This window comes from Solwaraspora sp. WMMD937, from assembly GCF_029581175.1.
GTDB lineage: Bacteria > Actinomycetota > Actinomycetes > Mycobacteriales > Micromonosporaceae > Micromonospora_E.
In genome coordinates this window covers 329,432-353,303 of the sequence record NZ_CP120738.1, presented here as the reverse complement: position 1 = coordinate 353,303, position 23,872 = coordinate 329,432, and the positions used below count along the sequence as shown (strand labels likewise).

The 23,872-nt window shown below is 72.4% G+C and carries 22 protein-coding genes and 3 pseudogenes; 18 read left to right on the top strand and 7 right to left on the bottom strand.

What is annotated here, in order from left to right:
* Positions 1-2 precede the first annotated feature (2 nt).
* Positions 3-782: a phosphate ABC transporter ATP-binding protein PstB gene (gene pstB, locus O7621_RS01685; RefSeq protein WP_282232412.1), complete on the top strand. Its 780-nt coding sequence runs from the start codon at positions 3-5 to the stop codon at positions 780-782.
* Between the two features lie 38 nt (positions 783-820).
* Here pstB and mshD read toward each other — a convergent pair whose 3' ends face one another.
* The 3 genes from mshD to O7621_RS01670 form a co-directional block, all read right to left on the bottom strand.
* Complete coding sequence (gene mshD / locus O7621_RS01680; protein ID WP_282232411.1) at positions 821-1,735, bottom strand: mycothiol synthase; 915 nt, start codon at positions 1,733-1,735, stop codon at positions 821-823.
* Positions 1,736-1,840: 105 nt separating this feature from the next.
* A complete protein-coding gene (locus O7621_RS01675) occupies positions 1,841-2,797 on the bottom strand; it encodes a polysaccharide deacetylase family protein (RefSeq protein WP_282232410.1) in 957 nt (318 codons plus the stop codon).
* A 266-nt stretch (positions 2,798-3,063) separates the two neighbouring features.
* Positions 3,064-3,780 carry a response regulator transcription factor gene (locus O7621_RS01670; protein WP_278171736.1) on the bottom strand — a complete coding sequence of 239 codons (717 nt, stop codon included), beginning with the start codon at positions 3,778-3,780 and terminating at the stop codon, positions 3,064-3,066.
* A gap of 665 nt (positions 3,781-4,445) precedes the next feature.
* On the opposite strand from O7621_RS01670, the gene O7621_RS01665 reads away from it, so the two are divergent.
* From O7621_RS01665 to O7621_RS01645, 6 genes and pseudogenes are all read left to right on the top strand, one after another.
* Positions 4,446-5,276, top strand: coding sequence for a hypothetical protein (locus O7621_RS01665; RefSeq protein WP_282232409.1), 831 nt, complete (start codon positions 4,446-4,448; stop codon positions 5,274-5,276).
* Between the two features lie 108 nt (positions 5,277-5,384).
* Positions 5,385-6,197 (top strand): DUF2993 domain-containing protein, encoded by an 813-nt coding sequence (locus tag O7621_RS01660; RefSeq protein ID WP_282232408.1) that lies wholly within the window; start codon positions 5,385-5,387, stop codon positions 6,195-6,197.
* 113 nt (positions 6,198-6,310) lie between these two features.
* Positions 6,311-6,391 (top strand): annotated as a pseudogene (locus O7621_RS29135) (Ms5788A family Cys-rich leader peptide); the annotation flags it as partial.
* A 224-nt stretch (positions 6,392-6,615) separates the two neighbouring features.
* Entirely contained in the window at positions 6,616-7,464 is an 849-nt protein-coding gene (locus O7621_RS01655; RefSeq protein WP_278171731.1) for a sulfurtransferase, read from the top strand.
* A 2-nt stretch (positions 7,465-7,466) separates the two neighbouring features.
* Positions 7,467-7,808: a DUF1416 domain-containing protein gene (locus O7621_RS01650; RefSeq protein WP_282232407.1), complete on the top strand. Its 342-nt coding sequence runs from the start codon at positions 7,467-7,469 to the stop codon at positions 7,806-7,808.
* Between the two features lie 361 nt (positions 7,809-8,169).
* Positions 8,170-8,637 carry a lamin tail domain-containing protein gene (locus O7621_RS01645; RefSeq protein ID WP_282232406.1) on the top strand — a complete coding sequence of 156 codons (468 nt, stop codon included), beginning with the start codon at positions 8,170-8,172 and terminating at the stop codon, positions 8,635-8,637.
* Positions 8,638-8,742: 105 nt separating this feature from the next.
* On the opposite strand, the gene O7621_RS01640 is transcribed toward O7621_RS01645, so the two are convergent.
* Positions 8,743-13,179, bottom strand: coding sequence for a S8 family serine peptidase (locus O7621_RS01640; protein ID WP_282234821.1), 4,437 nt, complete (start codon positions 13,177-13,179; stop codon positions 8,743-8,745).
* 404 nt (positions 13,180-13,583) lie between these two features.
* Here O7621_RS01640 and O7621_RS01635 point away from each other — a divergent pair.
* Together O7621_RS01635 and O7621_RS01630 are read left to right on the top strand one after the other, a co-directional pair.
* Positions 13,584-14,042 (top strand): annotated as a pseudogene (locus tag O7621_RS01635) (winged helix-turn-helix domain-containing protein); the annotation flags it as partial.
* A gap of 309 nt (positions 14,043-14,351) precedes the next feature.
* Positions 14,352-15,335: a hypothetical protein gene (locus tag O7621_RS01630; RefSeq protein ID WP_282232405.1), complete on the top strand. Its 984-nt coding sequence runs from the start codon at positions 14,352-14,354 to the stop codon at positions 15,333-15,335.
* A gap of 61 nt (positions 15,336-15,396) precedes the next feature.
* Here O7621_RS01630 and O7621_RS01625 read toward each other — a convergent pair whose 3' ends face one another.
* Positions 15,397-15,762, bottom strand: a complete 366-nt coding sequence (locus O7621_RS01625) for a DsrE family protein (protein ID WP_282232404.1) — start codon at positions 15,760-15,762, stop codon at positions 15,397-15,399.
* A gap of 25 nt (positions 15,763-15,787) precedes the next feature.
* On the opposite strand from O7621_RS01625, the gene mtfM reads away from it, so the two are divergent.
* The 5 genes from mtfM (at position 15,788) to O7621_RS01600 (ending at position 19,133) form a co-directional block, all read left to right on the top strand.
* Positions 15,788-15,892 carry a small membrane protein MtfM gene (mtfM, locus tag O7621_RS01620; RefSeq protein ID WP_278171721.1) on the top strand — a complete coding sequence of 35 codons (105 nt, stop codon included), beginning with the start codon at positions 15,788-15,790 and terminating at the stop codon, positions 15,890-15,892.
* A gap of 15 nt (positions 15,893-15,907) precedes the next feature.
* The gene (locus O7621_RS01615) at positions 15,908-16,537 is read left to right on the top strand and encodes an FABP family protein (RefSeq protein WP_123605847.1); all 630 of its coding nucleotides are present in this window, start codon (positions 15,908-15,910) and stop codon (positions 16,535-16,537) included.
* A gap of 75 nt (positions 16,538-16,612) precedes the next feature.
* Positions 16,613-17,035, top strand: a complete 423-nt coding sequence (locus O7621_RS01610; protein ID WP_278171720.1) for a Fur family transcriptional regulator — start codon at positions 16,613-16,615, stop codon at positions 17,033-17,035.
* A complete protein-coding gene (locus tag O7621_RS01605; RefSeq protein WP_348775338.1) occupies positions 17,035-18,123 on the top strand; it encodes a folate-binding protein in 1,089 nt (362 codons plus the stop codon). The genes O7621_RS01610 and O7621_RS01605 overlap by 1 nt, the downstream gene beginning before the upstream one ends.
* Before the next feature lie 53 nt (positions 18,124-18,176).
* Positions 18,177-19,133, top strand: coding sequence for an asparaginase (locus tag O7621_RS01600; RefSeq protein WP_282234820.1), 957 nt, complete (start codon positions 18,177-18,179; stop codon positions 19,131-19,133).
* Positions 19,134-19,214: 81 nt separating this feature from the next.
* Here O7621_RS01600 and O7621_RS01595 read toward each other — a convergent pair whose 3' ends face one another.
* Complete coding sequence (locus tag O7621_RS01595) at positions 19,215-20,024, bottom strand: alpha/beta hydrolase (RefSeq protein WP_282232403.1); 810 nt, start codon at positions 20,022-20,024, stop codon at positions 19,215-19,217.
* Between the two features lie 142 nt (positions 20,025-20,166).
* On the opposite strand from O7621_RS01595, the gene O7621_RS01590 reads away from it, so the two are divergent.
* The 4 genes and pseudogenes from O7621_RS01590 to O7621_RS01575 all read left to right on the top strand — a co-directional run bounded on the left by O7621_RS01590 (position 20,167) and on the right by O7621_RS01575 (position 22,494).
* On the top strand, positions 20,167-20,760 hold the full coding sequence (locus O7621_RS01590; RefSeq protein ID WP_282232402.1) for a helix-turn-helix domain-containing protein: 594 nt from the start codon (positions 20,167-20,169) through the stop codon (positions 20,758-20,760).
* Positions 20,757-21,149, top strand: a pseudogene (locus O7621_RS01585) (hypothetical protein); the annotation flags it as partial. The gene O7621_RS01590 and the pseudogene O7621_RS01585, both read left to right, overlap by 4 nt.
* A gap of 146 nt (positions 21,150-21,295) precedes the next feature.
* Complete coding sequence (locus O7621_RS01580; protein WP_281553011.1) at positions 21,296-21,604, top strand: DUF2516 family protein; 309 nt, start codon at positions 21,296-21,298, stop codon at positions 21,602-21,604.
* Positions 21,601-22,494 carry an alpha/beta hydrolase gene (locus O7621_RS01575; RefSeq protein WP_282232401.1) on the top strand — a complete coding sequence of 298 codons (894 nt, stop codon included), beginning with the start codon at positions 21,601-21,603 and terminating at the stop codon, positions 22,492-22,494. The genes O7621_RS01580 and O7621_RS01575 overlap by 4 nt, the downstream gene beginning before the upstream one ends.
* 50 nt (positions 22,495-22,544) lie before the next feature.
* Here O7621_RS01575 and O7621_RS01570 read toward each other — a convergent pair whose 3' ends face one another.
* Positions 22,545-23,831, bottom strand: a complete 1,287-nt coding sequence (locus tag O7621_RS01570; protein WP_282232400.1) for an NAD(P)-binding domain-containing protein — start codon at positions 23,829-23,831, stop codon at positions 22,545-22,547.
* Between the last annotated feature and the right edge of the window lie 41 nt (positions 23,832-23,872).

Sequence of the window (23,872 nt, the reverse complement as noted above, 5' to 3'; positions counted from 1 at the left end):
AAGTGGCCAAGCGCATCGAAGTCTCCGACCTCGACATCTTCTACGGCAACTTCAAGGCCGTGGAGCAGGTCGACATGACCATCGAGCCGCGTTCCGTGACGGCGCTGATCGGCCCGTCCGGCTGCGGCAAGTCGACCTTCCTCCGCTCGCTGAACCGGATGCACGAAGTGGTGCCCGGCGGTCGGGTGACCGGCAAGGTCGCCATGGACGGCGACGACCTGTACGGCATCGGCGTCGACCCGGTCGCGGTACGGCGGCAGGTCGGCATGGTGTTCCAGCGTCCCAACCCGTTCCCGACGATGTCGATCTACGACAACGTGGCGGCCGGGGTGAAGCTCAACGGCGGTCGGATGCGCAAGGCCGACCTCGACGAACTGGTCGAGCAGACGCTGCGCGGCGCCAACCTGTGGGAGGAGGTCAAGGACCGGCTGGGCCGGCCCGGCTCCAGCCTCTCCGGCGGGCAGCAGCAGCGGCTGTGCATCGCCCGGGCGATCGCCGTCAAGCCGGCGGTGCTGCTGATGGACGAGCCGTGCTCCGCGCTGGACCCGATCTCCACCCTCGCCATCGAGGACCTGATGCACCAGCTGAAGGCCGAGTTCACCATCGTCATCGTCACGCACAACATGCAGCAGGCGGCCCGGGTCAGCGACCGCACCGGCTTTTTCAACATCGCCGGCACCGGCCACCCCGGCAAGCTGATCGAAATGGACGACACGCAGCGGATCTTCAGCAATCCGAAGGTCAAGGCGACCGAGGACTACATCACCGGTCGGTTCGGCTGACCCGCGCGGGCATCAACCGGTCGGCCGGGGCCGGCCGGTCAGCGCCGGCGGTAGGTCACGTCGGCCGACCAGCGCAAGAAGCCGAGCCGGGTGTAGAGCCGTACCGCGGCGGTGTTCGACTCGTCGACGTAGAGCATCGCCCGGTGCAGCCCGGTAGCGGCCAGGTGGCGTAGTCCGGCCAGGGTCAACGCGCGGCCGAGACCGCCGCCGTGCGCGTCCGGGTCGACTCCGAGTACGTAGACCTCGCCGACCGCCGGCCCAGTGTGCACCTTGGTCCAGTGGAAGCCGAGCAGCCGGCCGGCCGGATCCTCGGCGAGCAGGAAACCGGCCGGGTCGAACCACGGCTGCGCGATCCGGGCATGCAGCTGCGGCAACCCCCAGCGGCCCTGCTCGGGGTGGTCGGCGAACGCCTTCGCGTTGAGTGCCACCCAGGCCGCGTCGTCCTGACCCGGCACAAACGATCGCATCCGTACCCCGGTCGGCAGGTCCGGCTCGGGCAGCGGGTCGGCCAGCTTTCGGCGCAGCTGCAACAGCACCCGGTCGCGGACCAGGTCGTGGTCGAGAGCGAGGGCGGCAGCCGACGGATGGTCGCCGTGCGCCCACACGCGCAGCGGGACGGCGGGGTCGACGGCGTCTAGCAGCCCGGTGAGCAGTCGACGACCGTACCCGCGTCGCCGGTGCGTCGGGTGGACCACCAGTTCGGCGACCGGGCCGGCCGGATCGGTCGGGTCGAGGTTCGCGTACCCGATCATCTCGCCGGTCGGGGCGGTCAGCGTGAGGTGCCGGGCGCAGGCCGCGTTCCGCAGTCCGATGACGACCTGCTCCGGCAGCGGGTCGGCGCCGTCGGTGTCGGCAGCGGCCGCAGCCAGCTTCAGTACCTGGTCGACCTGGGTAGGGTCGAGCCGGTCGGACCGCTCGACGGTCGTGATCGTCTGGGTCACCCGCTCAGCCACGTGCCCCACCGTATCTCCCGCCGGGTCCGCCCGTCGCGGCGCGGTGGATCAGCGGGCCGGTGGATCAGCGGGCCGGTGGGTTCGCCGGCGCGGCGGGTTCGCAGGTCAGAGCTGACCGGTGCGCAGGTGCAGCCGGCGGCTGCGCTGGTCGGCGGGTTCGGCCATCGGCGGCAACGCGTCGACCAGGAGACGCTGCCGCAGGTTCGGCAGGATCGAGCGCAGCGCCAGCACCGTACCGGTCCGGTTGCCACCGGCGTCGTGCAGCAGCACGATCGACCCGGGTACGGCCTGCGCGGTCACCGTCGCGGTGATGCTGCCCGCACCGGGCTGGAAGTAGTCGGCCGGGTCGATGGTCCAGTGGATCGAGGTCATGCCCAGTTCCCGCGCCACCTCGACCACGGCGGGAGTCCAGAAGCCACCGGGTTGGCGATAGTAGGAGACGGGGTGGCCGGGGGCGGCGACCCGGATCGCCTCGGAGGTGCGGATCAGATCGGCGCGGATCGCGGCGGTGGGGTAGCCGCCGAGGTCGAAGTCGTGGCTCCACGAGTGGTTGCACAGGGTGTGCCCATCGGCTGCGATGGCCCGGACCAGCTCGGGATAAGCGACCACGTTCCGGCCGACCAGGCAGAAGGTCGCCTTCACCCCGAACTGGCGGAGCACGTCGAGGGTCTGCCGGGTGTGCACGGGGTGCGGGCCGTCGTCGAAGGTGAGGGCGACTGCGGCGCTGCCGCTGGTCCGCCGGGTGCCGTGCGGTCCGCTGCGGTCGGGGGCCAGTGGGGCGTACGCCGGCAGCCGGGCCGCCGGATGGTCGGGGTCCGGCTGCTCAGGGTCCGGTCGGTCCGGGTCCGGCTGTGCGCCGTCCAGCTGGTCCGGATCCGGTGCCCCGGCGGGCGACGACGGCGCCGCCGTGGACCGGGCCGGCGGCGGCATCAGGTCGGGGTCGGGTCCGCTGCGGGTCGGCTCCGGTGCTGGCGCGGGCGTGGGGCCCGGGTCCGCCCGTTCGGCCGGCGCACTGCTGGAACCCAGCAGGTACGCGCTGGTCGCGACGGCCGTCACAGTCACTGCGGCGATGGTCAGCCCACGTAGACCCGCCAGCACCGTCACTGCAGCCCTCCCACCGTCGGTCGGTCGTGTCTGCCCGACGCTAGGAGGCTGCCGCTGGCTGGTTACATGAAACGGTCGATAACCGATATAAACGATCTATTCGGACGAAAGACTGAGGCGCCATCCGGACAGATCCGGATGGCGCCTCAGTTGATGTTTCGGTGTTGCGCCACGGTAGGTGGCAGAATCCGCTAGACCGACAGTCGTCCGGCTGGACCTGCCGGCTACACCGGCAGCGGTGCCGGCTCGGTGTCCGGCAGCGACGAGCGGCTCGGCGGCACCACGAACTTGTAGCCGACCTGGCGCACCGTGCCGATCATCGACTCGTACTCCGAGCCGAGCTTGGCCCGCAGCCGCCGCACGTGCACGTCGACCGTCCGCGTACCGCCGAAGTAGTCGTAGCCCCAGACCTCGCGCAGCAGCTGGTCGCGGGTGAAGACCCGCCCCGGGTGCTGGGCGAGGAACTTGAGCAGCTCGAACTCCTTGTAGGTCAGGTCGAGCGGACGGCCCTTGAGCTTTGCCGCGTAGGTGTCCGGGTCGATGGTCAGCTCGCCGGCCCGGATCAGCCCGCCCGCGCCTGAGGTGGCGTTGGTCAGCCGACCTACCGCCAACCGCAGCCGCGCCTCCACCTCGGCCGGGCCGGCGCTGGCCAGGATGACGTCGTCGACGCCCCAGTCGGCGTTCAGCGCGATCAGGCCGGCCTCGGTGACCACCGCGACCAGCGGGACGCCCAGACCAGTGGCATGCAGCATCCGGCAGGTCGCACGGGCCTCGGACAGCTCCGACCGGGCGTCGACCAGGACCGCGTCCGGGCTCGGCCCGGAAACCAGGGTGCGGACGTCGCGGGGCGCGGTCCGCACCGAGTGGGGGAGCAGGTCGAGTGCGGGCAGTACGGCCGACGGCTCGCCCGCACGGGCCGTTACCAGCAGCAGGATTTCCACACATCACCTCCGTCCTCGCGGCCTGTCCCGGCCGCGCGTGGTGACCGCGGACGCCGGCCACGTGGCCGTCACCGCAGACAGTGGCGTCGAACCCCGGCTTCGCTGACGGGTGGTTAAGCCATGAGCTTAACCGATTAGGTGCCGGAAACAGCGGGGCGGTGAGCTGTTCATCTGTGCAGTCGGCCATAGCGGCCCCGCGCCGTCGCCAGCGGACCACCCGTCGCGTCTGGCACCATCAGGGCGTGCATCCCTCCACGCCATCCGAGGCCGGTCGCGGACAGTGGCCTGACGGTAGCCGGGAGTCGCTGGCCGGGTCACCGCCCGGCGGGCGGCCCGGCGGCATGCGGGGCGGCCCCGGTCGCGCCGTCGTCCCGGGACCGCCGGACCCCGGCCCCCCGGTGCCGGGCCGGGCACCGGCCCCAGGTCGGGCGTCCGCCCCCGGCCGGGCACCCGGTCCCGGTCGGGCGTCCGCGCCGGTACCGGGTCGGGCACCTGCTCCCGGCCCGGCCCCTGGCCGGGCTCCGGCGCCTGCCCCGGGCCACGCGCCCGCTCCCGGTGGTGCGCCCGCTGCGGCCGGCGAGGACGCCGCTCCGTCGGGCGCGACTGACCGGCCGGACCGCACCGGGGAACAGGAGACCGTCAGCAGCCGGTCCACGTCGGCGCCGGTGCCGGTCAGCCGGACCATCTCGCTCACCGTGGCCGGATTCTCCGTGCTGCTGGCCCTGGGGCTGATCTTCGGTGGGCAGACCGCCGGGCCAGGGCTGGCCCGGACCCCGTTCACCATCGTCGTCTTCGGCGTACAACTGCTCTTCGTGATTTCCTGGACGTTGGCGATCCGGCCACCGGCGATGCCGGTCATCGGCGGGGTGAGCCTGCTGGCCGCGGCCGCCGCCGACATCGGAGCGTTGCTGCCGACCGTCGCGTCGCTGGCCCCGGTCGGGTACGCCGCGGCAGGCGGCTTCGTCGTCGCGGTGCTCGCCCAGCTGATCCGGCCGGCAGACCGCACCAGGGTCACCGAGTCGCTCGGTGCCACGTTGCAGATCGTCGTCGGAGTGGTCGCCTTCGCCACCCTGATCGTGCTCAGCCGGCTGCAGCTCGGTGGTACCCAGACCATCGTGGTGGCGCTGGCGGGCACCGGCATCGCCCTGATGACCGCCCGGCTCACCGACGCGGTGGTGGCCCGGCCGCGGCTTGCCCCGCAGGTGCCCCGGGGCGCCACCGGCGTGGTGCTCGGTGCGATGGTCGGCACGCTGGCCAGCGCGGTGCTCGGCATCTACGTGGTCGGCTTCACCCCGGTCACCGCGGCCCTGGTCGGCCTGGTCGCGGCCAGCGCGGCGGTCCTGGTCGATCTGGCCACCGGCTACGCCGAGGCCAGCCGGCAGATGGCCGGGGAACCGCCGACCATGTGGGTGGCCCGCCACATGCAGGGACCGCTCGGCGGGTTCGCCCTCGCCGCGCCGCTGTCCTACGCCCTCGGTGTGCTGATCTTCAACTGAGGCGCCGGGTCGGTCAGGTGAGGCGCCTGGTCGGGCCGGTGCCGGGTGAGCCGTATTCAGGTTGGGTAGATACGGTACGGCGCATTCGTCCGCAGCCGAGGAGGAACCGTGTCGACCTATCCGGCGTACCAGGAGGAACCGGTCCGCCGGTCGCGTCCTCGGCGGCAACCGGGCCGACGAGCGCGCCGGCTGCTGGCTGTCGTCGCGGTGCTGCTGCTCGTTCTGGCGCTGGTCCTGGTCGTCGCCGACCGGGTCGCCGTCGCCTACGCCGAACGGGCGGTCGCTGACCAGGTTCGCCAGCAGGTTGCCGGGCAGAACATCGAATCCTCCGAGCCGGAGGTCTCGATCGGCGGGTTCCCGTTCCTCAGCCAGGTCGCCACCGGCCGCTACCAGTCGGTCTCGATCGTGCTGCGCGACGTGTCGGCGCCGGTCAACGGCAACAGCGTGCGGCTGCCCACCCTCGACGTCGACGCGCGGGGCGTACAGGCGCCGTTGGAGACGCTGCGTACCGGCCAGGGTGAGGTCACCGCAGAGACCGTGCAGGGCACCGCCACGGTCTCCTACGACAGTATCGTCCAGTTGATCGACCAGCCCGGCGTGGAGTTGTCCGAACAGGACGGGCGGCTCGGCGTCACCGCCCCAGTGGACATCCTCGGCCAGCAGGTCACCCTGACCGGTACCGCGGACCTGGAGGTCGCCCAGGGCGAGGTGCTGCTGCGCTTCGACGAACTCACCGCCGAAGGGCTGCCCGGCGACGAGGCGGCCCGCGGGTTCGTCGAGGCCTACGCCCAGCAGTTGTCCATCGCGGTGCCGCTGCCCGCCCTGCCGTTCCAGCTCGACCTGCAGGAGGTGGCGGTGACGCCGGCCGGTCTCGCCGTCACCGCCACTGCCACCGACGTGCCGCTGAGCGCATTCGGCTGATCAGCCTGCTCGGCCGACTGTCTCCGGCGGGGATGGCGTAGGTCTCAACCCGCGAATGTCCCATTGAGTGGTCGGATCGGTGACCGTCCGGAAACAGGCTGGTAAGCTTCGGCCCCATGGGGAAGTTCCTCACCAAGCGGCGCGCGGTCGACCTGTGCCGTGTGGCCACCTGCCTGTGTCGCCCGGTCCTCTGACGGCGGGCTGACCCGGCGGGCTGTCGTCGACCCATTCTGTGGTCGGTGACCAGCGCCGAAGAATTCTCACCATCGCCCGGCAGTGGCGCCGTCGCACGTCCGTAATCCGTCCTCCAGGGTCCCGCACAGGTGCGACAACCTGCGGCATGGACTCGCCACCGATCCGCTTTCCTCCGCACCGGCGGCCCGCCGGGCAAGGGGGAGACCAACCAGGGAGTGATCTGATGAGTCGCGACACCGCACTCGTTTCGGCCGACTGGGCCGAGAAGAACCTCGACGCCCCGGGCGTCGTCTTCGTCGAGGTCGACGAGGACACCTCCGCGTACGACGGCGGGCACATCGCCGGCGCGGTCAAGATCGACTGGAAGACCGACCTGCAGGACCCGGTACGCCGCGACTTCATCAACAAGTCGCAGTTCGAAGCGCTGCTGTCCGAGCGGGGCATCGGCAACGACGACGTCGTGGTGCTCTACGGCGGCAACAACAACTGGTTCGCCGCGTACGCGTACTGGTACTTCAAGCTGTACGGCCACCGCGACGTCAAGCTGCTCGACGGTGGCCGCAAGAAGTGGGAGCTCGACGCCCGACCGCTGACCACCGAGGTGGTCGCCCGCCCGGCCACCCAGTACGTCGCCCAGGAGCCGGACAGCTCCATCCGGGCGTTCCGCGACGAGGTGGTGGCCGCGATCGGCACGCAGAACCTGGTCGACGTCCGCTCGCCCGACGAATTCGCCGGCCGGCTGCTCGCCCCCGCCCACCTGCCGCAGGAGCAGGCGCAGCGGGCCGGGCACATCCCGACCGCGGTCAACGTGCCCTGGTCCAAGGCCGCCAACGAGGACGGCACCTTCAAGTCCGACGACGAGCTGCGCGCCCTGTACGCCGAGGCCGGCCTCGAAGACGGCAAGGACACCATCGCGTACTGCCGGATCGGCGAGCGTTCCTCGCACACCTGGTTCGTGCTCAAGGAGCTGCTCGGCCACTCCAACGTGAAGAACTACGACGGATCCTGGACCGAGTACGGCTCGCTGATCGGCGTGCCGGTGGTGCTCGGCGACGAGCCCGGGAAGGCGTGACGATGACCGCTGCGACCACACCGAACGCCGCGAATGCGGCGGGCTGCGCCGCCCCGGACCAGGCGGCACCGCTGCCGGCCAGCGTCGACTTGGCCAAAGAAACCGTGATCACCGGGACCGTGCGGTCCGCCGACGGCGAAGCCGTGGCCGGCGCGTACGTTCGGCTGCTGGACGCCACCGGCGAGTTCACCGCCGAGGTGGTGACCTCGCCGGCCGGCCAGTTCCGGTTCTTCGCCGCACCGGGCAGCTGGACCCTGCGGGCCCTGTCCCGGCACGGCAACGGTGACACCGCGGTGACCGCCGCCCAGGGAGTCAACGAGGTCTCGGTGACCGTCGGCAGCTGACGCCCGGCCCGACCCCGACGACAGGCCGTCGCCCCGGAAAAAGTTCCGGGGCGACGGCCTGTCTGCTTCGTGACCGACACCGGCGGCGCATTCCCCGCCGTCGGTACTTCCTGTCGCCTCGTGGACAGTGGAAACGGCCGACCGACGGCGTCACCCTGGTCGCTCCGGCGGGTGGCCGCGCCGACAAGTCAACAGCGCCCGACATGACGGTGCAGCAGGACGAACTGACTTGATGACGTCACTCTCTGGTGAATTGGGCGGCCCATCGCCCACAATTTTCCATGGCGGTAGCGGGCGGACGGCGAATCGGATTTCGGTTCATCCGAAGCCTGCGAAAATTGCTCATCCCATGGGGGGAATCATGCGAAAGACTGTCGGTGTCCTGGCTGCGGCGATGCTCGGGCTGGTCACCTCGATGACCGTCGCCGCACCTGCGAGTGCTGCACCCAGCCTGCGGGTGCACAGCGTCCAGTACCACCCGAACGGCGTCAACGACGGCAGCGGAACGTTCGCCAACCGGGAATGGCTGCAACTGGTCAACCGGGGTAAGGAAGCAATCAACCTGCGGGGCTACACGGTGCACAACAAGAACGGCCGGACTTACCGGTTCGGCGACGTCGTCATTCCCGGGAAAGGTGGCCGGGTGTGGCTGCGTTCCGGTGCCGGTGACGACACCGCACGGACCGTCTACTGGAACACGGCTGGTTTCGTGTGGGATGTCGAAGGTGACAAGGCATTCCTGCGGAACCGTAAAGGCCACTCTGTGCACACCTGCTCCTGGTCGTATGTGAAGGGCCGGGACTGGGTGCGATGCCCGGTCAACCCGTGACGATTCCGGGTTGACCGCCGGCGGGTGCCGGGCCAGAGCTGGGCTGGCCCGGCACCCGTTCTCACCATCGGTCAGACACGCCGCCGGACGGTCCGGTCACCCCGGTCAGATCCCACCGAGGCGGGCCGGGCAGGGATCGACCGGTTCGAGCACGCTGTCGACCGTGGTGACGATCCCGGCCGGCAGCCGTTCCTGTCGGGCCTGCGGCACCCAGCCGTCCTTCGCGGTGATGATCTCGTACTGTCCGCGTGGCAGCCAGTACCCGTACCCACCATCGGCGCCGGTGCGCAGTGTGTAGCCGGTGCCCGGATCGGTCAGCGAGTTCAGCCGGATCGTCGCCCCGGCCACCCCGACCTCGACCCCTGCGCAGCTGACCCCGGTGACCGTGCCCTGCACCTTCGCCCAGGACGCCGGCGGCGAGACGTTCATCTGCACGTCCACCTGACCCACCGGGTACGGGGTGTCGGACCGCAGCCCGAGGGTCGCGGCGTACCGGCCGGGCTGGTCCACGCCGGCCTCGGCGGTCGCCGCCAGCGTGACGGTGACCGTCCGGGAGGCACCGGGGGCCAGGGTGAAACTGCCTGGATCGGTGACCAGCCACGGCAGATCGGCCGCGGCGTCGCACAGTTCCAGCCCGGCGAGCACCTCCACCTGTGCCGAACCGACGAACGAGCTCGGTGATCCACCGACCTTGTACGCCCCGCAGGCACCGGCGCCCCGGTACCGGGCGAACTCGGTGTTCGGCAGGTCCCGCCACTCACCGGCGGCCGGGTCGAAGCCGACCGTACGGTTCGTCACCGTGGTGGACGCCCCGGTGACGCCGCCGGCGATCACCAGCAGGCCACCGGCCGCTGCGTACTGCCCGCCCCACAGGTCGAGCGGCAGGTCCGGCAACGGGCTCCAGGCGTCGGTGGCCGGGTCGTAGGCGTACGTCGACCGGTACTCGACGGTGCCGGCACCGCCGGCGCAGTACGCCAGCTCACCGATCCCGCCGCAGGCCAGCCAGGACGCGGCGACCGGATAGTCGGCCCGGGACCGGAACGTGCCGGTGCCGGTGTCGAACGCCAGCACCGTACGCGAGTCGGTGCAGGTGCCGTCGATGCAGCCGCCGATCAGGTAGATCGTGCCGCCGATGACAGCGGACCCGGCCGCGGCCCGTGGCGCGGGGCTGGTCACCCCGGACAGCGTGGCCCACGTCCCGGCAGCCGGGTCGAACACGTCGACGCTCGCCACCGGAGTCCCACCGGCACCCCAACCGCCGAACAGGTACAGCTTGCCGCCGGCTGCGGCGAGCACCGGCTTGCTGCGGGCCGTCGGCAGGTCGGGCAGGGCGCTCCAGGCGTCGGTGACCGGGTCGTAGACCCAGGCGTCCTGTTCGGTGCCGGTGGTGCTGCCGCCGCCGACCGAGTAGACCATGCCGTCGAGCGTGGCGGCCGCGTTGTCGAAGACCGCGGTCGGGTGGTCCGGTGCCCGCGTCCAGGCGTCGGCGGCCGCTCCGGCACCGGCTGCAGCCGACGCGGCGGTGATCCGGGTCGGCGCGGCGCCGGCCGGGGCACCGTACGCCGGGCCCTGCCAGGCCCTGCTGACCCCCTTCACCTTGTGTTCGACCAGCGGGGCCCCGTCACCGGCCAGCAGGCTGAAGCCACCGTCGCCGGCCAGCATCTCGACTTCGGCCGGTGCGCTGCCGGTGTTGGTCACCGTCACCTTGGCCTTGCGGGTGCTGCCGTACGGCTGATGGGACACGACCGGGCTGGTCGGGCTGATCGTGAGCCGGCCGGCCTTGACCGAGAAGTCGGCCCGGCGGGCCCGGTCGGCGACCACCGTCACCGTCCGGCTCCGCACCTGGTACGGCGCCCGCGTCGCGGTGAACTCCTGCTCGCCGACCAGCGGCGAGAAGAGCTGGTAGAAGCCGTCGGGCAGGGCCGGGTCGTCCGGCGTGGCGGCGGAGACCGCCCGTACCGTCGGGTCGGTGGCGCTGGCCACCGTGACCCCGTTCAGCGCGGCCCCGGTGTTGTGGTCGGTGGTGTTGCCGACCAGCAGGCCACCGGGCAGCGGGGTGCAGCTTCGGTCGACCACCTCGACGTCGTCGACCTGCCACCACCAGGCGTAGCTGCCCTGGAAGCGGAACCGGATCAGCACCTCGTCGGCACCGGCCACCGAGGTCAGCGGGATCTCCTCGGTGCGCGGCCCGCGCCGGCTGGTGGTGTGCCGCCACACGTTGGTCCAGCTGGCGCCGCCGTCGACCGAGACACCGATCTCGGCGCTGTCGCTGAGCCCCACCGCCCGCCAGTCGCTGGCGAACCGCAGGTACGGCGCGTCCGCTCCGGACAGGTCCAGCATCGGGGTGACCAGGTCGGTGTCCTGGACCTCACCGACGCCGAGCGCGTCACTGTCGATGTTGGCGAAGCCGCCGTCGCCACCGGTCAGGTTGCCCCGGGAGCCGATGTCGGAGAACTCCCAACCGCCGCCGTCGGCGCGGTTCACCACCGACCAGCCGTCCGGGGTGTCGGCGGTCGGGAAGCTCTCGGCGAGCAGCGGGTCGCCGAAGCTGGCCACGTATCCGGGTGCGATGCACTCGGCGGTGACCGGCACCGCCAGGTGCACGGTGCGGTCGGTCTCCCCGGCCGGCACCTCCACCCGGGCCGGCTGGTACCCGGCGAGCGTCGCCGTGGCGACCAGCGTCACGGCGGTGCCGCCGGGCACGGTCAGCGTGTAGCGGCCGGACGCCGGGTCGGTGTAGGTGACCGTCTCCGGCCGTCCGTCGACCTCGACCCGGGCGTAGAGCGGCCAGCCGTGGCCGGACGCGTCGGTGACCCGGCCGCTGAGCGTGACCAGGGTGGTGGCGGCCAGGTCGAAGTCCTGCTCGACGGTGCCGTCCTCGGCGACCGTGACCGTGGCGCTGTCCGGCTGGTAGCCGAACGCGCTGGCGGTGACGGTGTACTCACCGGTCGGCAGGGTCAGCGAGTAGCCGCCGTCGGTGCCGGTGGTGACGCTGCGGTCGCCGGCGGCGACGGTGGCCCCGGGCAGCGGGTCGCCGTCGCCGGTGACCACGCCGGTCACCCGGCCGGCGGGTCCGCGCGGGGCGGCCTCGACGGCGGCGTACGCGTCGAGCCGTCCCTCACCGAAGTTGTTGTTGTTGGCGGCGGTGCCGCCACAACTGGTGTCGTCGGTGTCGATCGCGGTGCCGTCCAGCAGGGCCCGGGTGGCGGCGATGTCGCCGTGCAGGGTCGGCGCCGCCGACCAGGCCAGCGCGACGGTGGCGGCGACGTGCGGGGAGGCCATCGAGGTGCCGCTGTACGCCGCGTACCCGCCACCGGGGACGCTGGAGCGGACCGCGGTGCCGGGCGCGGCGATGTTCGGCTTGACCGATCCGTCGACCAGCGAGGCGCCCCGGCTGGACCGGGTGGCGATCCGGTGGTCGGCGTCGTAGTTGCCGGTTGCGTACGCCTGCGGGTAGTCGCCGGGGGAGCTGGCGGTGCCGCAGCCCGGTCCCTCATTGCCGATGGCGAAGGCCGGGAAGATGCCGGCGGCGATCCAGGCGTCGACGGTCTGCCGGTACCACGGGTCGGCCTGTCCGCCGCCCCACGAGTTGTTGACCACGTCGGGGCGCAGCTCCGGCCGGGGGTTCGCGCCCGAGGTGTCGGTCGGGGCGAGCACCCACTGGCCGGCGGCCAGCAGCGACGCGTCGGAGCAGTTGGTGACCTCGCAGCCCTTGGCAGCGATCCAGCGGGCACCGGGTGCCACCCCGGTCTGGTTGTCGCCGCCATCGTCGCCGGTCATGGTGCCGGTGACGTGGGTGCCGTGACCGTTGTTGTCACAGGGGGTCCCGGCCGGGCAGATGCCGGTCGGGTCGAACCAGTTGTAGTCGTGGTCGTAGCCGCCGGCGCCGGCTCCCCGGTAGCTGGCCGCCAGCGCCGGGTGGTCGAACTCGACGCCGCTGTCGATGGTGGCCACGACGATCCCGTCGCCGCTGGTGCCAAATTCGGACCAGACCTGTGGCGCCCGGACGTCGTCGATGTTCCACTCGACGGCGGTGGTGCCGGCGTCGTCGCCGACCGGCGGTACCGGTTCGGCTGGTTCCGGGGTGAGCAGCGGGTAGCTGCGAGCTGGTTCGAGCTGCTGCACCTCGGGCAGGGCGGCGATCCGGTCGGCCAGGTCCCGGTCGCCGGTGACCCGGACCGCGTTGGCGATCCAGTACGCGGTGTAGCCGGCCTTGCGCCCGTCGAGCAGTTTGCGCAGGCTCTGCTGGCTGCGCTGGGCTGTGGTGGTCAACTCGTGGTACACAGCCTCGGCCCGGGCGTCGGCGCGACGGTCACCGGCCGGCATTCGGGCGCTGACGGCATCAACCGCACCGGCCAGGTCGGCGCGGTCCCGCAGGTAGACCATGAAGTCGACGGTGCCGTCCCGGTCCAGTTCGGCGGCGAGTTCGGCACTGATCGGCGCGGTGGCCGACCCGTCGACCGGGCCGGCACCGGGTGCGGCGGTCGCGGCGGCGGGTTGGGCGGTCACCGCGAGCAGGGTGATCAGCCCAGCGGTGAACATCCGGTGCAGCAGCCGGCCCGGGCCGCCGTGGACGCGGCGGCGGGCGGTGCTGCGATCACTATGGTGTCGTCCGGTTCGGCGGCGGGGCAGGTCGACCACGCGGTCCCCCCATGCTCGTAGGCGGTCCGTACTCGCCGGACCGCGGGGTCAGCGGACCGGAAAGCCCGAATCCGCCCAAGTCGCGTGCGGGTAGTGCTCTACGGATAGTTTCCGCACGGCGGCTACGAGTCATGCTTTAGTGGGCGACGTTGGTGATCAATGGGGTCTGTTGGGCAGTTTTCAGGCAGTACCCGGGCAACACGTGGTCGAGCGTCGGGCTGCAGTGGTATCGGTGACTGTCGCTGTTGACTCCGGCGACTAAACGGCGTTGTCTGATGACACGCAGCAACCTGGGGAGGAGTGCGGTGGTCAACGGTGAGGTGCCACTGGTCGTGTGTGTCACCGCTGACGTAGCCGTCCGTGAGCGCGTCGTGAGACGGCTCGACGACTGCGGCACGGTAGTCATCTGTACTGATCTGGCCGAGTTACGGGCGATGCTGTTCCCGCCCGTGCCGGCGGAGGACCCGGAGCCGGCGGCGCCGGTCGTGCTCGGCGACCTCGTCGTCGACGTGCCCGGCCACCTCGTCACCTGGCGGGGTAAGCCGTTGGCGCTGACCCGACTGGAACGGGAGTTGCTGGCCCGGCTGGCCACCCCGCCGGTGGTGGTCTGGACCTACGAACGGCTCTTCGGCTCGGTCTGGGGTGGGGCCTATCTCGGCGACACGGCCATCCTGCATTCGGCCGTGAAACGGCTGCGCCGCAAGTTGCGCGGTGCCGGCGGCGGCCTGGAGATCCAGACCGTACGGGGCGTCGGGTACCGGCTCGCGTCGAGCGCACCGGACAATTTCGGCGCGTCGGCGGCGGGACCGGACCCGGCCGGTTACCGGCGGGACGACCCAGCCCGCGACGACGTGGCCGTTCGCGACGAGCTGGTCCGCGACCAGTTGGTCCACGAGGATGCGGTGCCGAGCGAGCCCGGCTGGGACGGGTCGGATCGGGAGCTGCCGGAGCAGCGGATCGGCCGGCCCGTCGAGGTCGGCTGCTGACCGCTGCCGGGGCGGCCGGGGCGGCCGGGGCGCTGACGGCTGCCGGGCCGGCCGGCTGCCCCGGCCGGTGCCTGGCACGATGGCCGGGTGACTGACGACCCGCCCGCGACCCCGGCCGTCCCGCCGGCACACCCGGCAGCAGCGGTCCCGCCGCCGTCGTCGTCGGGACCGCCATCTGCCAAGGTGCCGTCATCTGCCGCCACGCCGCCGAGCGCCGCTGGTCAGAGCCCGGTGCGTCGGTGGTGGTGGCGGTGGTGGCTGGCGGCCGCCGCAGTGGCCTGGATCGTCCTGCTGCTCGGCCTGGCCGTGCAGTCCCAGCGGGACGACAGCCCGACCGTCCGCGAGCAGCGCGACATCGGGCAGGCCCGCCCGGTCGTAGACCGGGCGGCGATCGACCTGACCGCTGCGGTCGGCGACGCCGGCGTGGTGGTGCTGGCCGAGGAACAGATCAGCGCCGGCTGCCGGATCACGCCGATGCGCCCCGGCGCCGAACTGACCCGGGTGCTCACCGCCTACACGGCGCCCGACTCCGGCCCGGCGTTGCTCGACCGGATCGCCCGCCGGCTCCCGGCCAGCTACGCCGCGATAGCCCGGCACGACGCAACCACCGGCCGGTCGCGGCTCGGTGCCGACGCCGGTGATTTCGTCGCGGTCCGCGGCGAACTGATCCGCGCCGGCGTGGTGCAGTTGTGGATCAGCACCGGCTGCCGACCGGCATCCGACCGGTCCCGGCCCGCACCCGCCGACCCCCGACCGGGCACCACCGCCGCCCCGACCCCGCGCAGCCACGCCGAGTTGCTGACGGGCGCCTTCGGGGTGGCCGACGTACAGGCCGCATCGTCGGTCGAACTGCCCTGTCCCGACGGCGACGGACAGCTCAGCAGCTACGCGCTGACCGCGGTCAGCACAGCGGAGTCCGACGAGTGGGCTTCGATCGGCTTCACCCTGCCGCGCGCCACCGTCGTCTCCGACCAGGCACCGCTGTTCGTCCACCGGTACGGCACCAAGGGCACCGTGGTGCGGCTCGACGGCGACGACGTCTGGGTCGCCGCCACCGACTTCGCCTGCTGATCCCGCCGTCCAACCGCTGATCCGTCGTCGGCTGCCGACCCGGTCAGTAGGGGAAGCCCGGTCAGTAGACGAGTGCCTGGACGCCGTCGGCCATGATCTCCTCGACGAAGACCGCCGCCCCGGCGATCCGTACCCCCGGCAGCACATCGTCCGGGCCGAACCCGCGGCGGGCCGCGCACTGCGTACAGACCGTCACCTGACCACCGCTGGCCAGCACCGCGTCCAGCAGGTCGGGCAGCGGCGCCGAATGCGGCAGGTCGAACTCGGCGGCCCGGCCGGGCAGCCCGAACCACGCCGACTCACCGGTCAGCCAGAGGGAGACCTCGACGCCGGCCGCGGCGGCGGTGCCCGCTACGGTGAACGCCTGGGCGCACCGCTCCGGCTCGTCCGAGCCGGCGGTCGCCTTCACGACGAGAGTGCGAGCCATGCGGCCAGCATAGGATGGCCTTGTCATGGTTACCGAGATCGGGTTCGTCAGCCTGCTGGTGGCAGGCTTCGGCGCGCTCGCCGGTGGCCTGGTCTACCTCGCGGTCCGCATCTGCCGTGGACGCTGGTGAGAAAGCGGAGGATCGATGAGCGCGAGCAGCGCGTCCGGAGCGGGACAGCCGAGCACCGAGGAGAACCCGGTCCGGCCGCCGTGGCTGGACGCCCCGCCGGTCGACCCGTACCCGTTCGAGGAGAGTCACGACCTGCGGGTCGGCCCGAAGCTGCACCCGGCGTTGAACGCGCTGCTGCCGTACATCGGGGTGTGGCGTGGGCGGGGGCGCGGCGGCTACCCGACGATCGAGGACTTCGACTACGCGCAGGAAATCCGGATCAGTCACGACGGCCGGCCGTTCCTGCAGTACGAGTCGCGGGCCTGGCTGCTCGACGAGCAGTCCCGCCCGGTGCGCCCGGCCGGTCGCGAACTCGGCTGGTGGCGGGCGGTGACCGACGCCGATGGCCGGGCCACCGGTGAGCTGGAGGCGACGATGATGACCCCGACCGGAGTGATGGAGCTCTACCTGGGCCGGGTCACCGGGGTGCAGGTCGAGCTGGCCACCGACGCCGTGGTGCGTACCGGTACCGCCAAGGAGGTCACCGGAGGTCACCGGCTGTTCGGCATTGTCGAAGGGGCGCTGCTGTACGCCCAGGAGATGGCCGCGGTCGGTCAGCCGCTTTCCCCGCACCTGTCCGCCCGGCTGATCCGGGTCGGCGGCTGATCCGGGTCGGCTACGGAGACGGGTCGGCCACGGAGACGGGCCGGCCACGGAGACGGCGGCGATAGGATGGCGACGGTGGCTGAATCTTCCCTGGCAGAGATGCTGCGCTCGCGCGGGCTACGGCTGACCGCGCAGCGTCAGCTGATCCTGGAAGCGGTGCACGAGCTGGGACACGCCACCCCGGAGCAGGTGCTCAACGCGGTGCGCGAGGTCGCCGCCGGGGTCAACATCACCACCATCTACCGCACTTTGGAGCTGTTCGAAGAGCTGGGCCTGGTCACCCACACCCACCTGTCGCACGGTTCACCGACGTTCCACTCGGTCGGCGAGGACCAGCATGTCCATCTGGTCTGCCGATCCTGCAAGTCGGTCTCGGAGATGGACCCGGCGCTGGCCGAGCCGCTGATCACCGCGCTCGCCGAACAGCGCGGCTTCCAAGTCGACATCGGCCACATGGCGTTGTTCGGCACCTGCGAGCGGTGCGGAGGAAAACAGTGATCGACGTAGCCGGCGCGGTGGACATCGCCGACGTGGCCACCGGATCCCCCGACGCCGGGGTCGCCGCCCACTACGGCGACCCGATGCGTGAGCAGCGTCGGCTCGCCACCGAGGTCGGCCTCGTCGACCGGAGCAACCGGGGCGTGCTGGCGGTGCCCGGTGCCGAACGGATCGGCTGGCTGCACACCCTGACCACCCAGCACCTGGCGACGCTGCGCGCCGGTCAGGGCACCGAGCTGCTGGTGCTCTCCCCGCACGGCCACGTGGAGCAGCACGCGATGGTCGCCGAGGACGGCACGACCACCTGGCTGGACACCGAGCCACAGATGGTCGGCGAGCTGCTGGCGTACCTGCTGAAAATGCGGTTCTTCACTCAGGTCGACCCGGCGGAGGTGACCGCCGACTGGGCGGTGCTGTCGCTGGTCGGCCCGGCTGCGGTCGACGCGGCGGCGGCGCTGGGCGTGACCGGGCTGGCCGACCCGGACCTGCTGCCGGTGCCCCCGTCGAAGTTCGCCGCCGGGTCGATCCCCGACCGGCCCACCGTGCTCTACCCGGTGGCCGCGCTGCCGACGGACGGGCCGTACCGGGGTGGCTGGGCCCGTCGGGTGCCACTCGGCGTCGATTTGCTGGTACCCCGGGCCGCGACGGCACAGCTGGTGGCCGAGGCGACTGCGGCCGGCGCCGCCCCGGCCGGGCTCTGGGCGTACGAGGCGATGCGGGTCGCCTCGCGTACCCCCCGGGTCGGTCTGGAGACCGACCACCGGGCGATCCCGGCGGAGGTCGATCTGCTCGGACCGGCGGTCCACCTCGACAAGGGCTGCTACCGGGGGCAGGAGACGGTGGCCCGGGTGCACAACCTGGGCCGGCCACCGCGCCGGCTGGTGCTGCTGCACCTCGACGGGGTGGCCAGCGACACCCCGCCGGACGCCGGCACCCCGCTGACCCTGGAGGGCCGGACGGTCGGCTTCGTCGGCACCGCGCTGCGCCACCACGAGCTCGGCATGATCGCTCTGGCGGTGGTGAAACGCAACGTGCCGGACGACGCCGATCTGCGTGCCGGTGAGTTCACCGCCGCGATCGAGCCCTGAGCCGGGATGTCGCAGAGTTGACCAGGTACGCCGGCGGGGTGCCGCTGGTCGAGATGGCCCGCTCCGGCTTCGTGGAGAGCCGGCATCACGGCTCACTGGTGGTGCTGGCCGCCGACGGCGGTCTGCGAGAGCGGTTCGGCGACGTGGAGTCGCCGGTGTTTCCCCGGTCGGCGAACAAGCCGTTGCAGGCGATCGGCATGCTGTGGGCCGGGCTGAGGCTGGCCGATCCAGCCGATCTGGCGGTGGTCTGTGCCAGCCACAGTGGCGAGGACTTCCACCTGGCCCGGGTGGCCGCGCTGCTGCGTACCGCCGGACTCACCGAGGCGGCGCTGCGCTGCCCGCCGGAGCTGCCGGTCGGCGCGGCCGCCGCAGCCGACGTGCTGCGAGCCGGTGGCGGGCCGAGTCGGCTGCAGATGAACTGCTCCGGCAAGCACGCCGGGATGCTGCTGACCTGCCGGGCGGCCGGCTGGCCGGTGGAGGAGTACTGGCATCCGGAGCATCCGTTGCAGGAACGGATCCGGGCCGCCGTCGAGGAGTACGCCGGTGAGCCGGCCGCCGCCGTCGGGGTGGACGGCTGCGGCGCGCCGGTGCTGGCGCTGTCGCTGACTGCGGTGGCGCGGGCGTTCCTGCGCCTGGTACACGGCCTTGCCGGGTCGGTGGAGCGGACCGTGGCGGACGCGATGCGGGCGTACCCGGAGCTGGTGGCCGGCACCGGACGGGCCGACACCCGACTGATGCGGGCCGTGCCCGGGCTGCTGGCCAAGGTCGGTGCGGAGGGTGTGCTGGCGGTGGCGGTCCCCGGCGTCGGGGCGATCGCGGTGAAGATCGACGACGGCGCGCAGCGGGCGACGGTGCCGCCGGTGGTCGCCGCGCTGCGTCGGCTCGGCGTCGGCACTGGCGCCGACGCCGAAGGCCTGGATCTGGTGGCTCTGGCCGAACTCGGTGAGCCGCCGGTGCTCGGTGGCGGCCAGCCGGTCGGCACGCTGCGCGCCCTGTGCCGGCCGTCCTGACGAGACTGGACGTCCTGACGAGACTGGCCGGCGGACGAGTTGGCTATCGCACGGTGATCGGCTATCGCACGGTGTGATCGGCTATCGCGCGGTGTCGGCGAGGAACTCACTCAGCGCGGCGTCGACCGGCCCGGGGCACTCCAGCGGCAGCAGGTGGGCCGCGTCGGGCACGTCCGGCAGCCGCCGGGCGGTCGGGATGCCGGTGCTGATCAGGTCGGCCAGGGCAAGGATGTCCGGCACGTCGAGCGCACCGGCGCCGACCAGCACCGGCACGCCGATCTCACCGAGCCGGCGGGCCGCCGGTGGATCGAGTTCGCGGTGGGTGACGTCGCCGAGCGCGGCTTCGGCGGCGAGCGCCCGACGGTCCATTTCGCGGGCGAAGGCGATCAGCTCCGGGTCGACGTCGGCGGGCTGCCGGTGCGGGCCGACGACCCAGAACCGCACCTCGGCGTCGGCCATCGCGTCCAGATCCTCCGGGTCCACCGCGCCGACCAGGTCGTCCCAGAGCTGTTCGGTGGCGTCGGACCAGTCGTGGCCGCCCAGTGCGGACCCGAACAGGGCGAGGGCGGTGACCCGGTCGGGGTGGGCGAGGGCGACGTCGATGGCGACCGCGCCGCCGAACGAACAGCCGACCAGCGCGGCGCGGGCGACGCCGAGCGCGTCCAGTAGGCCGATCACGTCGTCGTGGTGGGCGAACGCGGTGGCCGGCAGGTCGGACTCGCCGTAGCCGCGCAGATCCATGGCGATCACCCGGTGCCGGTCACGCAGCGCGGCGACCTGCGCCCGCCACATCCGGCGGTCGGCGATGCCGGCGTGGATCAGCAGTACGGGTGGCCCGGTGCCGACGTCGTCGTAGCTGATCGTCGCGTCGCCTACCCGGATCGTCGTCATCGGCGGGCAGCCTAGCGACTCGGGACGGCTGGCCGCCAACGACTTTCCCGGCTGCTCCTGCGACGGTTCTTCCGGGTGACTCCGCTAACTTCCGTTAGCGTTTCGCTAGCAGTTGCAAGCAGATCGGGGCTACCGTCGAGACATGGCCACACCGAAGGACCTGCCTCGCGACATCGGGGGCTTCATCCGGGACCTGCGGCACAACGCCCGCATCTCGCTGCGGCAGCTCGCCGAGCAGGCCGGCGTCAGCAACCCGTACCTGAGCCAGGTGGAGCGCGGCCTGCGCAAACCGAGCGCGGAGGTGCTCCAGCAGTTGGCCAGCGCGCTGCGGGTCTCCACACCGGTGATGTACCTGCGGGCCGGGCTGCTCGACGACAAGGACGGCCAGGGCGTGCTTGCCGCGATCGCTTCGGACCCTGACCTGACCATGGCGCAGAAGCAGTCGCTGAGCCAGATCTACGAGACGTTCCGCCGGGAGAACGCCCGGCACGCCGGACCGGACGCCGACGCGGACGCAGCTACCGCCGCCGAAGCCGCCGAAGAAGTTGAGGAGCAGACCCTGCAGTCGGTCGCCGTCACCGAGGCCGGGGCCGCACCTGGCCCGGCGGGCGAGGACCCGCCGCCGACCGCGCCGACCAGGACCACTTCCCGGCAGAAGACCACCCCCCGGCGTCGTACGCCCCGGGCCGGGGAAACCGAGCAGGCCGCCGCAGCGGCCGAGGAGGAGCAACGATGAGCCAGCCGAAGACCAAGCGGATCCCAGCACCTCTGTACGCCGTCGCAGGCGCCGGTGACCTGGCCTACCAGCAGCTGCGCAAGCTACCGGTGGCCGTCACCCAGCTGACCGGCAAGGCCACCCTCGGCACCGTCGGCCTGCGGGAGAAGGCCGCCCAGGGCACGGCCGAGCTGCGTGAGCGGGCCAACACCGGTGCCGACCTGGAGCGCCTGCGGGCGATCGCGGTGCGCAACCGCGACGCGGTGCTCGCCGGTGCCCAGTCGGCCGGGCAGCGGGCCGTGGCGATCTACGGCACGCTGGTGGCGCACGGCGAGCGGGTCGTCGGCACCGGGGTGGTCCGGGCCGCCGACACCGTCAACGCCGACATGGCGACCACCGAGGCTCCGGCCCAGGTCACCGCGGCACCGGAAGCCGACTCGACCGAGCCGGCCAAGCCCACCCAGGCCAAGGCCGAGTAGTTCCGGCGGGTCCGGGTGATCCGCGGGCCCCGGATGCAGGTGGCACGCATCCGGGGCCCGCGGCATAAGCTTTGGGCATGGACTCTGCCGCGCCGCTGTTCTATGCCGACGTCCGGTACATCCTCAACCTGGCGCTGTTCGTGTTCGCCCTCGTCGTGCAGGCTGTCGCGCTGGTGCACTGCGTCACCCAGAAGGGCGAGGCGTTCCCGGCGATCGGCACCCTGCCGAAAGGCGCGTGGCTGGCCATCCTCGGCGTCTGCCTGCTGCTCACCCTGCTGTTCCAGGTCAGCCTGTTCGGTCTGATCGGGATCGCCGCCGGGCTGATCTACCTGCTCGACGTGCGGGTCGGGCTGCGGGACATCGCCGACGGCCGAGGCTCCTGGTGAGAGATTTTCGTTGGCCACCGCCGCCGGACGGCGGGCCGCGGACCTACGGGCCCGGCCCGTCCGGTCCCCGTACCGGCCGACCCGCGCTGCCTGAGCCGGAGACCGAGGTGATCACCACGCCGCACGGCGTGGAGCTGGAACGGCTGGTCACCGGGTCCGGTGAGCCGACCACCGTCTTCGCCCACGGTATAGCGCACGGGATCGCCACCACCCGGCCGTTGGGCAGCGGAGTCGTCGGGCGCAAGGTGTTCTTCCAGTTCCGGGGGCATGGCCGCTCCGCCGCGCCGGCCGGCCCGTGGGGCTACCCCGACCTGGCCCGGGACCTGCGGGCCGTGGCCGATCTGACCGGTGCCGGCCGGGCGGTCGGGATGAGCCTCGGTGCCGGGGCGTTGGCCCGGTTGCTGACCGACAGCCCGCAGCGGTTCGACCGGGCGGTGTTTTTCCTACCGTCGGCCTTCGACGCGGCCCGGCCGGCCTCGGCCCGCCAGCGGATCGCCGAGCTGGTCACCGCGGTCAACGACAGCGACGTCTCCGGGGTGGCCGAGCTGATCGCGGCGGAGACCCCGGTGCCGGTACGCAACACCCCGGCCGCGTGGGCGTACCTGCGTACCAGGATCGACCAGCTGCTGCGCGACGGCCTCGCAGCCGAACTGGTCGACCTGGCCGACGCACTGCCGGTGCCCGACCCGGCGGCGCTCGCTGCGGTCACCGCCCGGGTCCTGGTGATCGGCTGCGTCGGCGACGACCTGCACCCGGCCGAGACCGCCGAGCGGCTGGCCGCCGCCATCCCGGGCGCCGCCCTGCACGTCTACGACCGCCCCGGTGTGCTCTGGAACCAGCGCACCGATCTGCGGCAGCGGGTCTCCGGCTTTCTCAACGAGCCGGCCTGAGCAGCGGCATGCGCCGTGGCTCCGGCCGTCTCCTGACACGTCGACGACGGTCAACCGCAGCAGCCGCCGGAGGCGGCGGACGGCGTGGTGGACTGGTCGCTGGGCGTCACTGAGCAGACGCCGGTCTCCGGCAGATCCAGCTGTACGTCCCGGGCGGCGGTCCAGTCACCGGCCAGCGCCGCGGTGACCGAGCGGACCTGCTCGTAGCCGGTGGCCAGCAGGAACGTCGGTGCCCGGCCGTAGCTTTTCATGCCGACGACGTAGTACCCCGGCTCCGGCTGGGTGAGCTCGTCCACCCCGTGTGGCGGTACGGTGCCGCAGGAATGCTCGTTCGGGTCGATCAGCGGGGCCAGCCTCCGGGTGCAGCCCAGCGCTGGGTCCAGGTCCAGCCGTAGCTCGTCGGCGATCCGGTGGTCGGGGCGGAAACCGGTGGCCGACACGATCCGGTCGGCGGCCAGCGTCCGGCCGTCGGTCGCGACCAGTTCGGCCTGGCCGCTGGCGGTGACCCGTACGGTGTGCACGCCGAATCCACTGACCAGCTCGACTCGGCCGGAGTCGACCAGCAACCGCAGTCCGGTACCCAACTTGCCGCGGCCAGGCAGAGCGTCGGCGTCGCCGCCGCCGAGAGCCCGGTCGATGGTCGCGCCCCGGGTGACCCAGCTGACCCGGGTGCCCGGCTCCTGAGTAGCCAGCTCGGCGAGGGCCAGCAGGGTGTTGGCGGCGGAGTGGCCGGCACCGACGACGATGGTGTGCCGGCCGGTGTGGTCGGCCCGGTGGGCACCGAGCACGTCCGGCAGAGCGGTGCTGATCAGGTGGGCTGCCTGCGGTTCGCCGTGGGCGGGCAGCCCGTTGACGCCCAGCACGTTCGGCGTACCCCAGGTGCCGGAGGCGTCGATGACGGCACCGGCGCTGAGCTCCGTACCGTCGGCGAGCCGGACCACGAACGGTGCCTGCTCCCGGCCGTCGGTGCGGACCCGGTCGATGCCGGTGCGGCTCAGCGCGACGACCCGCGCGCCGTACCGGATTTGACCGGCCAGGTCGGGCAGCTTGGCCAGGGGTTCGAGGTAGTCGCCGACCAGCTCGGCGCCGGTCGGCAGGTGCTCGGGGTCGGGGGCGGCCCAGCCGGCGGCGTCGAGCAGTCGGCGGGCGGCGGTGTCGACGTTGTAACGCCAGGGGGAGAAGAGCTGAACGTGCCCCCACCTGCCGACCGCCGCGCCGGCACTGCCACCAGCCTCGAGCAGGACCCAGGGCAGGCCGCGTTCGTGCAGGTGGGCGGCGGCGGCCAGGCCGACCGGTCCGGCCCCGATGACGACGGCCGGTTGCTCTTCGTTGATCATGGATCCCTCCGTGCTGGTAGTCTTGATGATCGTCGAATCAG

Coding starts and splice junctions, on each gene's coding strand:
- O7621_RS01590 (WP_282232402.1), top strand. CDS start 20,167: ATGGCCACACCGAAGGACCTGCCTCGCGACATCGGGGGCTTCATCCGG.
- O7621_RS01570 (WP_282232400.1), bottom strand. CDS start 23,831: ATGATCAACGAAGAGCAACCGGCCGTCGTCATCGGGGCCGGACCGGTC.
- O7621_RS01625 (WP_282232404.1), bottom strand. CDS start 15,762: ATGGCTCGCACTCTCGTCGTGAAGGCGACCGCCGGCTCGGACGAGCCG.
- mtfM (WP_278171721.1), top strand. CDS start 15,788: ATGGTTACCGAGATCGGGTTCGTCAGCCTGCTGGTGGCAGGCTTCGGC.
- O7621_RS01655 (WP_278171731.1), top strand. CDS start 6,616: ATGAGTCGCGACACCGCACTCGTTTCGGCCGACTGGGCCGAGAAGAAC.
- O7621_RS01580 (WP_281553011.1), top strand. CDS start 21,296: ATGGACTCTGCCGCGCCGCTGTTCTATGCCGACGTCCGGTACATCCTC.
- O7621_RS01645 (WP_282232406.1), top strand. CDS start 8,170: ATGCGAAAGACTGTCGGTGTCCTGGCTGCGGCGATGCTCGGGCTGGTC.
- O7621_RS01600 (WP_282234820.1), top strand. CDS start 18,177: ATGGCCCGCTCCGGCTTCGTGGAGAGCCGGCATCACGGCTCACTGGTG.
- O7621_RS01650 (WP_282232407.1), top strand. CDS start 7,467: ATGACCGCTGCGACCACACCGAACGCCGCGAATGCGGCGGGCTGCGCC.
- O7621_RS01640 (WP_282234821.1), bottom strand. CDS start 13,179: ATGTTCACCGCTGGGCTGATCACCCTGCTCGCGGTGACCGCCCAACCC.
- O7621_RS01595 (WP_282232403.1), bottom strand. CDS start 20,024: ATGACGACGATCCGGGTAGGCGACGCGACGATCAGCTACGACGACGTC.
- O7621_RS01615 (WP_123605847.1), top strand. CDS start 15,908: ATGAGCGCGAGCAGCGCGTCCGGAGCGGGACAGCCGAGCACCGAGGAG.